The following is a 14,895-nucleotide window of genomic DNA, read 5'->3' as shown; positions in this document are numbered from 1 at the left end:
CTTACCAGCCTTCAACGCCCTTCATATCAGGCAGGTGGTGAGCAATACCTTTATGGCAGTCAATACAGGTTTTCTCACCACTGGCCAACGCTGTTGAGTGTTGCTCCATGGCGCGCTTGCTTTGGCGAGTGAAGTCCATGTATTCAAAGTTGTGACAGTTACGGCACTCCAAAGAATCATTGGCTTTCAGACGACGCCACTCATTTTCAGCCAAACGTCTTCTGTGCTCCTGGAACTTTTCACGCGTATCAATGGTGCCGAAAATTTTGCCCCACACTTCTTTCGACGCTTGCATCTTACGAGCAATTTTATCGGTCCAGTTGTGTGGTACGTGACAGTCGGAACACTTGGCACGAACGCCAGAACGGTTAGAAAAGTGAATAGTGGTTTTCAACTCTTCATACACGTTGTCACGCATTTCGTGACAGCCAGTACAGAAAGCTTCTGTGTTAGTCGCTTCCAGAGCCGTGTTAAAGGCCCCCCAGAAGATAATACCAGCGATGAAGCCACCGAGTGTCAAGAAACCTAAGCTGTAATGCACACTGGGTTTCTTGAGTACCCTGAGGTATTTTTTAATTTTGCCCATACGACATACTCCTCAGCTACTTCTTCTCGCCAATGATGTGATAAACGTCTTGAAAGTCGTTTTCCACCAATGGCTTGGCATCTAACTGCACCACATGACACTGGTTACAGAAGTAACGACGCGGAGACACTTCAGCCAGGAAGTTACCATCACGGTTCATAAAGTGCGTCACACTTACCATCGGAGCCTGAGACTCTTCTGCACGATCACGGGCATGGCAAGACATACACTTGTTGGCGTTTTTATTCACCGGATAATTGTCAATTTTATGAGGAATGGTTGGTGGTTGCATTGGGTAATCACGCTGACGCTTGATATCCTCATTTTCCACCTTAGCCATGACTGGCGCCTGTTCTTCTTTATTGAAATCCACTTCACCGCGTAGCGTCGAAATATAAGTTTCTCCCGCTACCGCGAAGGCGGTCATCATTGAAATTACCAAAGCAACAGACGCTACCAAGGCGTGGATTGATTTCTTAATAAGAGTCAATTTAGTCATGATCCTTCTCCCCTTACGCCTTCACAATTTTGATAGCACACTTCTTGTAGTCTGTTTGCTTCGAAATCGGATCGGTGGCATCCAGAGTTACTTTGTTAATTAACTGTGACGCATCGAACCAAGGAACAAACACAAGACCAACAGGCGGTTTATTTCGACCACGAGTTTCAACTCGGGTACGAATCTCACCACGGCGAGAGACGACTTTAATTTCATCGCCACGACGAAGACCACGTTTCTTGGCATCTTCCGGATTCATGTAACACACCGCATTCGGTACGGCTTTGTACAACTCAGGAACACGCTGAGTCATAGAACCTGAGTGCCAATGCTCCAATACGCGACCAGTACATAACCACAAGTCGTACTCGTTATCCGGGGCTTCTGCCGCTGGTTCAAATGGCAACGCAAAGATAATGGCTTTATTGTCTGGCTTACCGTAGAACTGATAACCCGTGCCCTCTTTCACGTAAGGGTCTTCACCCTCAATGAAACGCCACCTGGTCTCTTTACCATTCACAACCGGCCAACGCAGACCGCGTTCCTCGTGGTATCGATCGAACGGAGCTAAATCATGACCATGATCGCGACCAAACGCTGCATACTCTTCAAACAAACCTTTCTGGATGTAGAAACCGAAGTCTTTCGCTTCGAAGTTCTCGTAATCCTTGCTGACCTGATCTAATGGGAACTTATCGACATTGCCATTTTTGTAGAGTACTTCGAACAGGGTTTTACCTTTGTAAGAAGGGTTCGCTTCCAAGATTTCAGCAGGCCACACTTCATCGGTTGTGAAACGCTTAGAGAACTCTACTAACTGCCATAAATCAGATCTTGATTCACCCGGAGCATTCACCAATTGATGCCAGAATTGAGTACGACGCTCTGCGTTACCGAAGGCACCTTCTTTCTCAACCCACATAGCCGTTGGTAACACTAAGTCTGCAGCCTGTGCTGTGACAGTTGGGTACGCATCTGAAACCACAATGAAGTTGTCTGGGTTGCGATAGCCAGGCAAGGTTTCTTCATTCATATTGGGTGCAGCTTGCAGGTTGTTATTTACCTGAATCCAGTACGCGTTGATGTCACCATCTTTCAACTTACGGTTTTGTAACACCGCATGAAAACCTGGCTTACCAGGAATAATGCCTTTAGGAAGCTTCCAGATTTTCTCAGCGTATTCACGATGCTTAGGATTCTTAACCACCATGTCTGCTGGCAGACGGTGAGAAAAGGTACCTACTTCACGAGCAGTACCACACGCTGAAGGCTGACCAGTCAAAGAGAACGGGCTGTTTCCTGGTTTGGCAATTTTTCCTGTCAACAAATGCACGTTATAGATCAGGTTGTTCACCCACACACCGCGTGTATGCTGGTTCACCCCCATGGTCCAGAAGGAAGTTACCTTGGTGTTTGGATCAGCGTACATTTTAGCCAAAGACAGCAGTTTGTCTTCAGACACACCAGACAACTCGCTTGCTTTCTCGACGGTGTACTCACTCACAAAGTCTTTGAACTCGTCAAACGTCATCGGAGAAGAGCCGCCTGCTTTGTCAGCGTTCTTCGCTTGTTGCTGCAACGGATGCTCAGGACGCAAGCCGTAACCAATGTCGGTATTACCACGACGGAAATTAGTATGCTTATTGACGAAATCCCAGTTAACCGCATCGTTCTGGATAATGTAGTTTGCGATGAAGTTCAAAATCGCCAGATCCGATTGAGGTGTGAACGTCATTGGCAAGTCAGCCAAGTCGTAGCAGCGATGCTCGTAGGTAGACAACACCGCAACTTTCACATGTGGCGCACTTAAACGACGATCCGTAACTCGCGTCCACAAGATCGGGTGCATCTCGGCCATGTTAGAACCCCAAAGCACGAAGGCATCGGCGTTTTCCATGTCGTCATAACAGCCCATCGGCTCATCGATGCCGAAAGTACGCATGAAACCGGCAACTGCTGAAGCCATACAATGACGTGCGTTTGGTTCAATGTTGTTGGATAGGAAACCGGCTTTCATCAACTTGGACGCTGCATAACCTTCCCAAACTGTCCACTGACCAGAACCGAACATACCGATGGCTTCCGGCCCTTTCTCTTTCAAGGTCTTCTTGAACTTTTCTTCCATGATATCGAAGGCTTCATCCCAAGATATCGGCTCGAAGTCTCCGTTTTTATGGAACTTACCGTTCTTCTTACGCAATAGCGGAGTGGTCAGACGATCCTTTCCGTACATGATCTTGGATAAGAAGTAGCCTTTCACACAACTCAAGCCTTTGTTTACTTCAGACTTGATATCACCGTGTGTTGCAACCACCTTACCTTGTTTAGTTGCAACGTGAATGCTGCAACCGGTTCCACAGAATCGGCACGGTGCCTTCGACCACTTCAGCTCGGTTTCCTTCGAACTGGTGATCACATTACTTGCCTGTGTTGGCAAGCTAATACCAGCAGCCGCGGCTGCAGTTGCTGCAGCTTGTGCCTTGATATAATCACGACGAGTTAATTTCATTTTTCACCCCTCAAGCTATTGCTGAGAATCACATTAATAATTCGTTAGTAATAATTAGAAATCGTTATTCTGTTTCATCATCGACTTGGTGATAGACCAAAGACACATTCACCACGCCGGAAATATCTTTCAGCTGATCGATGATCGTTACCATGCCTCGTTCGGTTTGGTGCTCGACCACAACAACCATTTTTCCTTGATCATCATCAATGCCACGGATTTCTGCTCCTTCGATGTCACTGATGACGGACTTAATCTGGCAATGATGTTCTTGCTTAAACTGCACTATCACACTCGAAATGTGATATTCCCCCTCCAGAGAATCTATGTACTGCTCAGGTGATCGCATACTTTGCTTTCACTCCTTTTTGTTGTTTTATAGCTTCTTGTGCATTCGTCGTTGAAGCGCCGTTTGCACTCAAGCTTTCCTCTGCCTTCTCTACTATTCCAATGGCATTGGTTGGACACACAGATACACAAGCACCACAGCCTGTGCAGGCATCAACATCAATCTTTGGAACGGGAGTAGCAGAGGAGAGATACTTCATTTGAATGGCACGAACATCACATGCGTCTTTGCAGCTTTGGCAAACAACACCTTGATAGGCCATGCAAACGCCATCAAAAGTCACAGACACTTGGTTAGCGGTTTCAGCAATAACCGCCGTCAAATGCCATGGGGGTTCATCAGTCGCTTTAAAAACAGGCTCAGGGCACACATCCACACATTCAGCGCAGAAGGTGCATTCACCCTTCTGAAAATCGACTGTCGGAAAGCCACCATCCCCTTTCTTGATCACACCTTCAGGACACTGATCAACACACTTTGCACAGCGAGAGCAAAGATCAGTGAAGTCCTCCATTGCAATCATCCAAGGCATACGAATCGGCTCAAGAGGCGCTTTAGCACCTGAAGAAATTCGACCTCGGAACAGTGAACGGCGGGAGATATCCATCTTAGGCTCCTGGCGGCCCCATCAAGATCTGACTGATCCACACCACAAACCCATAAGCCCCTACAATAGCGACCGAAAGTACTGGGAATAACACCACAGTTAAGAACAGGAACATGTTCCTTTCTTCGTTTTTTTCAATCTCGTCCATAGTTCCTCACCTTCTCTTTTTGTATGCGTTTCGTTTTACACGCGTTTCTTTTGCATGGAAGTACATACAAATTCATACTAGCTAGGATTTAAATATTCTGTAGAAAGACTCTATGCTTATTGTGGATATACTTAGTTGACTGAGATCAACTACAAAGGAATTACTCTTATGAGCCATACAAAATTCTTCGTTTTTACTGCTTTTTTGGCGACTTCACTAACCGCGTGCAAACACATGGACAATTCAGACTCTACACCAGCACCTTCCTTAACCTGGCAATCCATATACAAGTCACACCAATGCTCAATTCGCCAACCGCAAGTTCGGCTGATGCACATCGACGAAGGCGAGACCTTGTATCTTGACGAAATGGAGCAATTACGCAGACGTGTCATCGGACAACAAGTACAACCCAAAGAAATTGAGGAAGAACAATCGGTGTTGTTAATCGCAATGGGTCAAAAAAGTAGCGGTGGCTATGCCGTGAATGTGGACGCCATTCACCTCACTGAAACCGGCCTCACCGTTCGAGCGAACTGGATTACTCCGCCTCCCGGCAGCATGACGACCTCAGCATTGACCAGCCCTTGCGCAATTCTGACACTGGATAAGAAATTCACGAAAGATGAAATTAAAGATATGACGGTGACAGTGGTGGATCGAAAAGGGAAAGCCGTGCTGTCGAATGCGAAGGCCGCCCACTAACCGAGCCATAACGTCCTTTTACGAACTTTCCAAACGCCCAATGCACTAAATTAATGCAGGTAATTACCAAATCTAACTGTACGCACCATTATTTTTCATTATCATGGCGCCCTTATAAGTGTGATGAGCTTTAAAACAGCAGAATTCACGGCTCCGTTGGCTGTGGCACAGTATTCGCTTAATAAAGGCATCGCACACAGGTTTGGATGAACATGCGTTTCAGAAAGATCCTATCCGGCATGATCAACCTCCTGCATAACTACTATCTGACTCGATAATGACCTACCCGATATTCGTGCATGCAAAGCAACTGTGATGGCTGTCCTGTTAGCTGTGATGGATGATTGTAATAAGGGGATAGGTCGAATATGACTAAGGTTTAACATGACTAGAGTGACCCGCCAAAAAGTAACCTTTACTAATTCTGATAACCTTCGTCTTGATGGCATGCTTGAAAGCCCTGAAAATCCGAAAGCCTATGCCTTGTTTGCCCACTGCTTTACCTGTTCCAAAACCAGTGTTGCTGCCAGCCGTATTGGTCGAGAACTGGCGTTACGTGGTGTTGCAGTACTTCGCTTTGACTTCACTGGTTTAGGCAGCAGTGAAGGTGATTTTGCCAACACCAACTTTTCTTCAAACATTGAAGATTTAGTGGCTGCCGCTCGCTTTCTTGAAACAGAATACAAAGCCCCTTCGATCATGATCGGACACAGCTTAGGTGGAGCAGCAGTCTTGGCTTGTGCTGGCCAGGTTGACTCAGTAAAAGCTGTGGTAACGGTTGGCGCACCAAGCGATCCTGCACACGTAGCACACTTATTTGAAGCCCATAAAGAAGAAATTGAAGACTGCGGATGTGCCTTGGTCACCCTGAGTGGACGTGAGTTCACCATCAAACAACAATTCTTGGAAGACATTCAAGAGCAGAAACTTGATGAGAAGATTCGCAAACTGAAAAAAGCACTACTGATCATGCATTCGCCGATCGATGATACGGTAGAGATTGAAGAAGCGGCCCACATTTATCAGGCAGCCATGCATCCAAAGAGCTTTGTTTCGCTTGATCAAACGGACCATTTGATCACACGTAAAGAAGATGCCGAATATGTGGCTGAAACCATCGGTGCCTGGGTATCACGTTACATCAAAGGCGATGACAACCAAGCGGTGTTAACCTCTGTTGCATAACGTGTTGTATTGCTAACAGCTTCACTCGCTGTTTTATACATAGAAAAGCCCAGTCAGAACTTCATCATACAAGTTCTGACTGGGCTTTTTTCATTTCTAGAATCTCTAAATAACACGCTTCCCTAGGCAAAAATCATAAACTGCATACCACTGATCATAAAACCGATCACCGCACCAATGATAATCAGAGTTGTTTCGTCTTGCTCAAATACGATTCTTAACACGCGCTCAAATTTATCTTTTGGTAATTGGGATAGATTATCTTCGATGATCTCAGCCACACGATAATCCGATTCCAGCAAACGTTTTAACTCAGCCACCAACTGAGGTTCCAGGGTTGGTTGCTTTTGATAATAAAACTCGATGGCCTTATCCGCTATGTCATCCACCGACACGCCTTCCGGTAAATGGTCCACATAATTTCCGAGAATACGATGGATAAACCGGCGGGCGGTCTGCTCAAGATCATCAATAAAATCCTGATCTTCAAGTACTTTCATGATCTCATCCACAAATGCAGAAACCGGTAACACATGTTCTTCACCGACCACAGCGAACTGAGCCGCGATCTTATTCTGGCGCTTGGGAAAAAGCCCTTGAAACTCGATACCCAATATCTTTTTAGGGAAGCGAGGACGGAAAATCATCTCAATAGCCAACCAATTAGTAATCGCGCCGACCAACGTCCCAAAAACAAATACCGTCCAGCTCATTTCCGTCAGAGTAAATAACAGTCCTTCAATGGCACCAATAAAAGCACCAAAATAGAGACCATAGATTTCAATCATTCGTAACTCAGGGCGCGCAATGCTGCCAAACAATTCCGCCAACAAACGAGAATCTTTCGATAAACGATGACTGATAACTTTACGAATATCGAAACGATCAACAAATTTAGCTCGGGCAATCTTCACTAGCTCAAGTAACAAAGATCGACTGTCAAAACGAATCTGCATTTTCACCATTTGTTGCTGTAACGGCGACATTTTCTGCCAATGCTCACCCAGCATGTCCGGCAGAAACTCCCCACCTTCGATTTCTTTCCACAACGTAGGAAATTTACTGATAAAGAAATTAGCGCGCTCATTGGTCACTTCAGGCAATAAATCCTCGGCTTGCAGCATGTTCTCTGAAACCTGTTTGCCAATGGCCTTAGCAAAGCCCGAGGACTTTCGGTGAATGATCCCTTGCCAACCCAGCTTAAAAGAGCCAAGTTTGACACCGCGCCACACACGAGGATAAAAAATCATCTTGATGGCCAGCCAGTTGGTAATCCAACCAATGAAACCTGCCACGATAGGAATGAGCACTAACCACTGATATGAGATGTGTTGATCAACCAAACTATCCATCCTTTGAGGTCTATTCTTTTAATTATCGGCTGACATCATAACCAAAAATCTCGACAGGGGAACACTAAGAATTAATCCTCAAGATGTCCAAAACCCATGTATTAACAAAACTTAATCGCGTTCGCCAAGATATAACCTGAGACACCACTCACCGAAGCACAAAGCAAAGCTATAAGGACGTACTTAATAATCTGCTGAATTGGCAGAGAGGAAGTATTTTCTAATCGTTCTTTCAACATCTCTTCACGTTCTAGCTGGCGGCCAACTGAGACCAGTAATTTAACTTCTGGCGTTGCCCGTTCCAAAATAAACTCAGCGGCTTCTTGCCAACGTGGATGTTTCTTACCAACTTTCAAAACATTAATAGCAGCTTGGGGGTGTGAAAGCTCATAGACGGTCCGTAGAAGGCTGAATAGTTACACCATCTTAGAACATTCGATCAAGGCGGAACCAGATTTTCCTGTGAATATGGATACAGGCGGGTGACACTAACATTTAATAGGTTCTGTTCTTTTTCTTCTTAAAAGAACAGAACCTGACGATATTTAAGACAGTGACTAATTGGCAAACTCAAGCTCTCGAACTTCTTTTCGAGCTCGATTTGCCGAGAAAGAAGCACTGACTGGGACCACTCTACGTTCAATCTCCCGCCCCTCAGAACGGACAGAATAGTGACTCAAGATACGTTTCAACTGATCCGACATTTCAGACATCTTCGCACCGGAGGCGGCTAACGCTTTGGCATTATCCGATGATGATGTTGCATCATCCGCGATGCGCACAATACTTTGGGTAATTTCTTCAGCTACATACGACTGTTCATGCGCTGCAGTAGCAATTTGAGAGCTCATATCCGTGATTTGATAAACAGCTTGGGCAATGGATTTCAGAACGCCTCCGGCTTCATTAGCCAGTAATGACGATTCCCCGGCACTGGCCTCACTGCTTCGCATTACGGTGGCTACTTGGGCAATACCCGATTGAATTTTCTCAATCACATGTTGAATCTCTTGCGTTGAGTTCTGAGTTCGTTGCGCTAAAGTACGAACCTCATCAGCCACCACGGCAAAGCCTCGACCTTGCTCTCCAGCTCTTGCTGCTTCAATAGCCGCATTTAAGGCCAACAAATTGGTTTGCTCGGCAATGGCCTGAATCACCTCAAGAATTTTAGTGATGTTCTTACTGTTTTCCTCAAGATTCTCCACCACAGATACTGCATTGATAAGATCCTGCGACAAACCTTCAATGTTCTTGACCACATTGGACACCACCAAATCGCCCTGTTCGGCCTGGTTTTTTGCTTCATCCGCCGATGCTGATGCTTCTTCGGTTCTACCTGCAACCTCCCCTACTGAGCTATTCATCTCAGTAATGGCGCTGGAAGAGCTATCCAACTCTTTCGACTGGTTATCCATTGATCGTGCGGTATTCGAGCTGGCTTCAGCCACCTCATGAGCAGTCTTAGCGATTTCATCACTGCACTGGAGTACGGATTGAATGGATTGTTTCATACCCTCCGCGACTTGGTTAAAGCTTTGAGCGATAAGCCGCATTTCATCTCGAGTTTCAAGCTCTAAACGCACATCCAAATTACCATCACACAATTCACCTGCCATTTCAGACATCTTGGTAATATTTCGGCGTATGCCTAAATAAATACCAATGAAGAAGAACACCATAAGCAAAGTAATCGCCACCACGATGAATAACATACTTTGAAATGACACCGAAGCTTGATCAGCCCGTTGTGACATACGATCCGTCAACGACTCAAGCATACGATCGTAAAGCACAAAGAGATTACTGATGGCACTAGTACCCGCACTAAAAAAGTCCGGAGCTTCCATCGTCTTAGACGTTGCCTGAATCACCTGTTTTTCTGCCATACCTATAAATTGTTCTAGCTCCTTTACGGCTTTTTTATAGGTAGCATCGAGCTCTGACTTCAGCGATGGAGCCTCGTCAAACAAGTAAGCCATATCTTTTTGCAGCGCGAACAAGTGACGCTTGTCCGCCAAAGAGCTTACAATCAGTTTGTTATCTAAAGTGAACGCCTCAGAGGCAATAACACCAGAGCCTTTTCCTCGTAACTTGCCCAGCGCTTCCACCTGATTCGGTAAGGTATTTAGTAAGCTATTAATGGCATAACTGTTGGCTGCGTCTTCTTCTTGCAGTAATTGCCCTTCACGCCCCACGGTATCCATAAAGTCCAGTACCGAAGCAATCAGCTCGGTGTAATCAGAAAAAATCGTCTTAGCCTGACCATTAAAAGCACCGCGCGTGATCTGTTGCCAACGAGAATACAACTGCTGTGGTTTTTGTTGCATGGATTGATCGAGGATCGGGTACGTTTCACTCACGTCCAGCAAGCGCTGGAAGTTTTCTTCCACCAGCTTCCGCTTCGCCAGTATTTTACTTTCGAAGTCCTTGCCGCCATTCAAATAGGCATTGGTCATGCCCCGAGTTTGAGCAATGTATTCAACCAAAAATCGCAATGGTTGGATGTAATAAGTGGCGGATAAGGCCGACTGTGCAGACGTACGGGTCGCCAATGCATCTTTCATAATCAGACCATAACCGATCGTGAGAGGAATAAGACTAACTGCAATTAATAAAAGAAATTTCTGTTTAAAAGAAAGGAGATTGGATAATTTAACTGCCAAGTCAAATATGGTATTCACTTTATGCTCCCTGTTGAGATCACCTCTTTTCCAGTTAAGACGATCATTACCACAACAGTACATTTTTTGACCAATACCAGATAACTGGTCACATTATGAAAGCATCAAAAATCGCTAATACAATGAAATGCTGAAACTCTCCATTTATTTCAATGTCTTAGCTAAGTTCGTTCAAACTAATACAACTTCATTAGGTGAAATATTCCAACTCAACAGTTAGGATAGTCTGTCACTTTCGCTTGTAGGGAAAAACAAGGACAAGGCGATGAGTTCTAAAATCAGTTTTTTAAGCATTGGTATTCTAATTATCATGGCAGTTGCATACGTCTCTCTCAAAAACTCGCAGTACGATCCAAATGTTGTGATACAGCCCGATACAGACGATAAGTCATATCGATTTGTCGAGCTTCCCAACAAGCTCAAGGTTCTGCTTATTTCAGATGCAGACGCGGATAAAGCGGCAGCTGCGCTCGATGTACATGTTGGCAGCCTACAAGATCCGGAGTATCGCCAAGGACTTGCGCACTTCCTTGAACACATGCTGTTCCTCGGCACTAAAGATTACCCTGAAGCCGGCGAATACCAGTCATTTATTAGCAAGCATGGCGGCAGCCATAACGCCTTCACTGCCAGCGAGCACACCAATTATTTCTTCGAAGTTGAGCACAGTGCGCTGGAACCGGCTCTGGATCGTTTCTCTGCCTTCTTCAAGACACCTTTGTTTACCGAAAAGTATGTTGATCGTGAAAAAAATGCGGTTCATTCAGAATATCAGGCCAAGCTAAAAGACGATGTTCGCCGTAACTACGAAGTCATCCGCGAAGTCATTAACCCGAATCATCCTGCCTCCAAGTTTTCTGTAGGCTCGTTGGATACCTTATCCGACAATGACCAAAGCCCGATTCAAGATGATCTCAAAGCCTTCTACCAAAAGTATTATTCAGCTAACTTGATGACTTTGGTGGTTCTAGGAAAAGAAGATCTGGACACATTAAATGAATGGGTCGTCCAAAAGTTTTCACCGATTCCAAATCATGGAACCAAGCTCGATACAATAGAAGAGCCTTTGTTCAATGCGGATAGCCTGCCTGCCCAAGTGTTTATTAATCCGATTAAAAACACCCGAACGCTGTCTCTTGTTTTCCCGATTGATTCTTTGGCTGCCTATTACCGAGAAAAGCCGGTTCAGTACCTATCTAATCTGATCGGTCATGAAGGCGAAGGAAGTTTGTTGTCTTCTTTGAAAGAAAAGGGCTTAGCGGACAGCCTGAGCGCGGGTTCCGGCTTTAATAATTTGGAATACGCAACCTTCAACGTCACCATCAAGCTCACCCAGGAAGGCTTGGCGTCTTATCAAGACATTGTGAAAGAAGTGTTCGCCTATATTCAGCTGTTAAAAAATGAAGGGCCTAAGCAGTGGTTGTTTGATGAACAATCAAGTTTGAACAACACCGCTTTCCGTTTCCAAGAGCAACACGCGGCGCGTCAAATTGTTTCGCACCTTGCCGGCAACCTTCAGAAGTACACGGCACGCGAAGTCATTCGAGGCCCGTATCTAATGTCTCGTTACGACAACAAGCTTATTACACATTACCTTGATCAATTAACACCTGACAATGTACTGGTCACGGTAGCAGAACAGAATTTGCCAACAGACAAAACCAGTAAGTGGTATCAAACGCCATATTCTGTGACTAAACTCGATGACGAATTAATCGCTGATTGGAAATCTGCAACTCCGAATGGGCATTTAAGCCTTCCTGAGAAAAACCAATTTATTCCAGATCACCTCACTCTGCTGAGCAATGATGAAGCTAACAACCAATCAAGTAATAAACCCACACAATTGATTGCCAAAGAAGGCTTTACACTGTGGCATAGAACCAATGTTGAGTTTAATAGCCCGAAAGCGGATATTTTCATCAACATTCGCAGCCCGCAAGCGAACAACACACCTGCAAATAGCGTTGCCGGTAATCTATTTACCAAGCTGATCAATGACAGCCTTAACGAATATTCGTACCCTGCCTATTTAGCAGGCTTGGATTACACCCTTTATCGTAATTCTCGTGGCGTTACCATCAAGGTATCAGGCTACAGCGAAAAATTAGAAACATTGCTAAACACCGTTATGAACAGTGTTCTTAATGCACCTCTGGAAGAAGCTCGCTTTGATATTTATAAAGATGAAATCATCCGTGCTTATAACAACGAAGCCAAAGACAAGCCTTATAGTCTGGCGTATAAAAATCTAGTCACGTTATTAATGAGTTCGTCCTGGACGGTTGAAGAGCGATTAGAAGCCGCCCAAGCGATCACACTAGAAGACATCAAGCAATATCGAAAAACCCTCTTCGAAGCAATCGAAGTGGTTATGCTGACCCATGGCAACCTAACGAACGACGAGTCCAAAGCGATTGCTTCCAATGTAGAAACGACGCTGTTTAACAACAGTAAGATTACTCAAGTACCTGCCAATACCGTGAGTAAGCTGACCGAAGGTGAAATCACCGGTTTCAATCTGCAAACCCAGCACAACGACTCCGTTCTGTTAACCTATTATCAGGGTAAAGAAATTTCAGACCAGGAACGCGCTTACGCGGGTTTAATTAGCCAAGTGATTTCTACGCCGTTTTACAGCGAGATTCGTACCGAAAAACAACGTGGCTACATAGTCTTTGCAACACCGATTCCACTGGCTCAAGTACCCGGTTTTACATTGATTACTCAGTCTCATGCCGTTGGCCCTAAAACCTTATCGAATGACTATCAGGCATTCTTACTGCAATTCAGGGATACCTTAACAACCATGCCTGAGGACGAGTTCACTCAGCATAAAGCCAGTCTGACCGCCAAACTGAATGAAAAACCACAACGTTTAGGCCAATTGTCCGACCGCTACTGGCAAGAAATTGATCAACAACAAACAAGCTTTGATACTCGTGAACGCTTAACTTCAGCAATTAATGCAATCACCAAAGAAGAGTTACTCGCCTTCTATGACCGTTTTTTCTTTGGCCCAGAAAGCAGAGAACTGTTAATTCAATATCAAGGCCAAAGTTTGGCCGATCAACAGCCTGAATTAATTGATGTTAAAAACCAGATTGAAGACCTAAGACGCTTTAAGCAAGAACGCCCAAGTTTCTAGGTTTTAACGGGCATTCCCAAGAAATAGAGGCCATTCAACGTTCAGTTGAATGGCCTCTATTTCTATTAATAACCTAAAGACACACTTCGTCTATTTATATGCAAATTAAGTCTAACTAAATCGGTTCTTATAATCGGTCATTTTTTGGTATAGTTCTCCTCAAATTTAAAATAGCCACATTTCCAGGACGTACGAGACTCAATCATGTCGGAATACAACCTTACTCACCTTAAAGAGCTGGAAGCTGAGAGTATTCACATTATTCGTGAAGTTGCAGCCGAGTTCGAAAACCCAGTAATGCTTTACTCGATCGGTAAAGATTCAGCAGTAATGCTGCATCTTGCGATGAAAGCCTTCTACCCTGCTAAACCACCATTTCCATTAATGCACGTTGATACGACGTGGAAATTCAAGGAAATGATTACTTTCCGTGATGAGCTGGTGAAAAAGCTCGGTCTAGACTTGATCGTTCACACCAACCAAGAAGGTGTAGAGCAAGGCATCGGTCCTTTCACTCATGGCAGTGCCAAGCATACCGACGTGATGAAAACCGCGGCATTGAAGCAGGCCTTGGATAAGCATGGGTTTGACGCAGCCTTCGGTGGCGCGCGTCGTGACGAAGAAAAGTCTCGTGCAAAAGAACGTGTGTATTCTTTCCGTGATAAAAACCACCGTTGGGACCCCAAGAGCCAACGTCCTGAGTTATGGAATGTCTACAACGGTAAAGTAGACAAAGGTGAAAGCATCCGAGTTTTCCCTCTGTCTAACTGGACTGAATTGGACATCTGGCAATACATCTACTTGGAAGAGATTCCTATTGTTCCTCTGTACTTCTCAGCCAAACGCCCAGTCGTTGAGCGCGATGGGGTGATGATCATGGTTGATGATGATCGTATGCCACTAGAGCCAGGTGAAGTACCTGAAATGAAGAGTGTGCGTTTCCGCACATTGGGCTGCTATCCACTTACTGGAGCAGTTGAATCTGAAGCCGCAACGCTACCTGACATCATTCAGGAAATGTTGCTGACCACCACTTCTGAACGTCAAGGCCGTGTGATTGATCACGACAGCGCAGCGTCGATGGAGAAGAAGAAACAAGAAGGTTATTTCTAAGGCTTAAGGTAGG

Annotated in this window: 13 protein-coding genes; 4 read left to right on the top strand and 9 right to left on the bottom strand. The window is 45.1% G+C overall.

The genetic code is table 11. The annotated features are described in order from the left end of the window. Window position 1: 1 nt before the first annotated feature. From ACFOEK_RS00975 to napE, 6 genes are all read right to left on the bottom strand, one after another. Window positions 2–586 carry a cytochrome c3 family protein gene (locus ACFOEK_RS00975; RefSeq protein ID WP_386714813.1) on the bottom strand — a complete coding sequence of 195 codons (585 nt, stop codon included), beginning with the start codon at window positions 584–586 and terminating at the stop codon, window positions 2–4. Window positions 587–602: 16 nt separating this feature from the next. Next, window positions 603–1,085 (bottom strand): nitrate reductase cytochrome c-type subunit, encoded by a 483-nt coding sequence (locus ACFOEK_RS00970; protein WP_386714810.1) that lies wholly within the window; start codon window positions 1,083–1,085, stop codon window positions 603–605. 13 nt (window positions 1,086–1,098) lie between these two features. After that, complete coding sequence (gene napA / locus ACFOEK_RS00965; RefSeq protein WP_386714807.1) at window positions 1,099–3,594, bottom strand: nitrate reductase catalytic subunit NapA; 2,496 nt, start codon at window positions 3,592–3,594, stop codon at window positions 1,099–1,101. A 64-nt stretch (window positions 3,595–3,658) separates the two neighbouring features. Beyond that, window positions 3,659–3,943: a chaperone NapD gene (locus ACFOEK_RS00960; protein ID WP_386714804.1), complete on the bottom strand. Its 285-nt coding sequence runs from the start codon at window positions 3,941–3,943 to the stop codon at window positions 3,659–3,661. Continuing rightward, window positions 3,930–4,550, bottom strand: a complete 621-nt coding sequence (napF, locus tag ACFOEK_RS00955; RefSeq protein WP_386714801.1) for a ferredoxin-type protein NapF — start codon at window positions 4,548–4,550, stop codon at window positions 3,930–3,932. The genes ACFOEK_RS00960 and napF overlap by 14 nt, the downstream gene beginning before the upstream one ends. Window position 4,551: 1 nt before the next feature. Then, window positions 4,552–4,698: a periplasmic nitrate reductase, NapE protein gene (gene napE / locus ACFOEK_RS00950; protein ID WP_386714798.1), complete on the bottom strand. Its 147-nt coding sequence runs from the start codon at window positions 4,696–4,698 to the stop codon at window positions 4,552–4,554. 168 nt (window positions 4,699–4,866) lie between these two features. Between napE and ACFOEK_RS00945 the strand changes: the two genes are divergently transcribed. Together ACFOEK_RS00945 and ACFOEK_RS00940 are read left to right on the top strand one after the other, a co-directional pair. After that, a complete protein-coding gene (locus tag ACFOEK_RS00945; protein ID WP_386714796.1) occupies window positions 4,867–5,403 on the top strand; it encodes a protease complex subunit PrcB family protein in 537 nt (178 codons plus the stop codon). A gap of 384 nt (window positions 5,404–5,787) precedes the next feature. Then, window positions 5,788–6,588 carry an alpha/beta hydrolase family protein gene (locus ACFOEK_RS00940; RefSeq protein ID WP_386714793.1) on the top strand — a complete coding sequence of 267 codons (801 nt, stop codon included), beginning with the start codon at window positions 5,788–5,790 and terminating at the stop codon, window positions 6,586–6,588. A 122-nt stretch (window positions 6,589–6,710) separates the two neighbouring features. Here the strand turns inward: ACFOEK_RS00940 and ACFOEK_RS00935 are convergent, their stop codons facing one another. From ACFOEK_RS00935 to ACFOEK_RS00925, 3 genes are all read right to left on the bottom strand, one after another. Then, a complete protein-coding gene (locus tag ACFOEK_RS00935; protein ID WP_386714790.1) occupies window positions 6,711–7,940 on the bottom strand; it encodes a DUF445 domain-containing protein in 1,230 nt (409 codons plus the stop codon). 101 nt (window positions 7,941–8,041) lie between these two features. Next, the gene (locus ACFOEK_RS00930) at window positions 8,042–8,296 is read right to left on the bottom strand and encodes a hypothetical protein (RefSeq protein WP_386714787.1); all 255 of its coding nucleotides are present in this window, start codon (window positions 8,294–8,296) and stop codon (window positions 8,042–8,044) included. Window positions 8,297–8,497: 201 nt separating this feature from the next. Continuing rightward, window positions 8,498–10,504, bottom strand: a complete 2,007-nt coding sequence (locus tag ACFOEK_RS00925) for a methyl-accepting chemotaxis protein (protein WP_386714784.1) — start codon at window positions 10,502–10,504, stop codon at window positions 8,498–8,500. A 382-nt stretch (window positions 10,505–10,886) separates the two neighbouring features. On the opposite strand from ACFOEK_RS00925, the gene ACFOEK_RS00920 reads away from it, so the two are divergent. Together ACFOEK_RS00920 and cysD are read left to right on the top strand one after the other, a co-directional pair. Further along, window positions 10,887–13,769, top strand: a complete 2,883-nt coding sequence (locus ACFOEK_RS00920) for an insulinase family protein (protein ID WP_386714781.1) — start codon at window positions 10,887–10,889, stop codon at window positions 13,767–13,769. Window positions 13,770–13,973: 204 nt separating this feature from the next. Continuing rightward, window positions 13,974–14,882 (top strand): sulfate adenylyltransferase subunit CysD, encoded by a 909-nt coding sequence (gene cysD / locus ACFOEK_RS00915; protein WP_386714779.1) that lies wholly within the window; start codon window positions 13,974–13,976, stop codon window positions 14,880–14,882. Window positions 14,883–14,895 lie beyond the last annotated feature (13 nt).

This window comes from Litoribrevibacter euphylliae, assembly GCF_042646085.1.
GTDB lineage: Bacteria > Pseudomonadota > Gammaproteobacteria > Pseudomonadales > Litoribrevibacteraceae > Litoribrevibacter > Litoribrevibacter euphylliae.
This window is presented reverse-complemented; position numbering and strand designations above follow the sequence as displayed.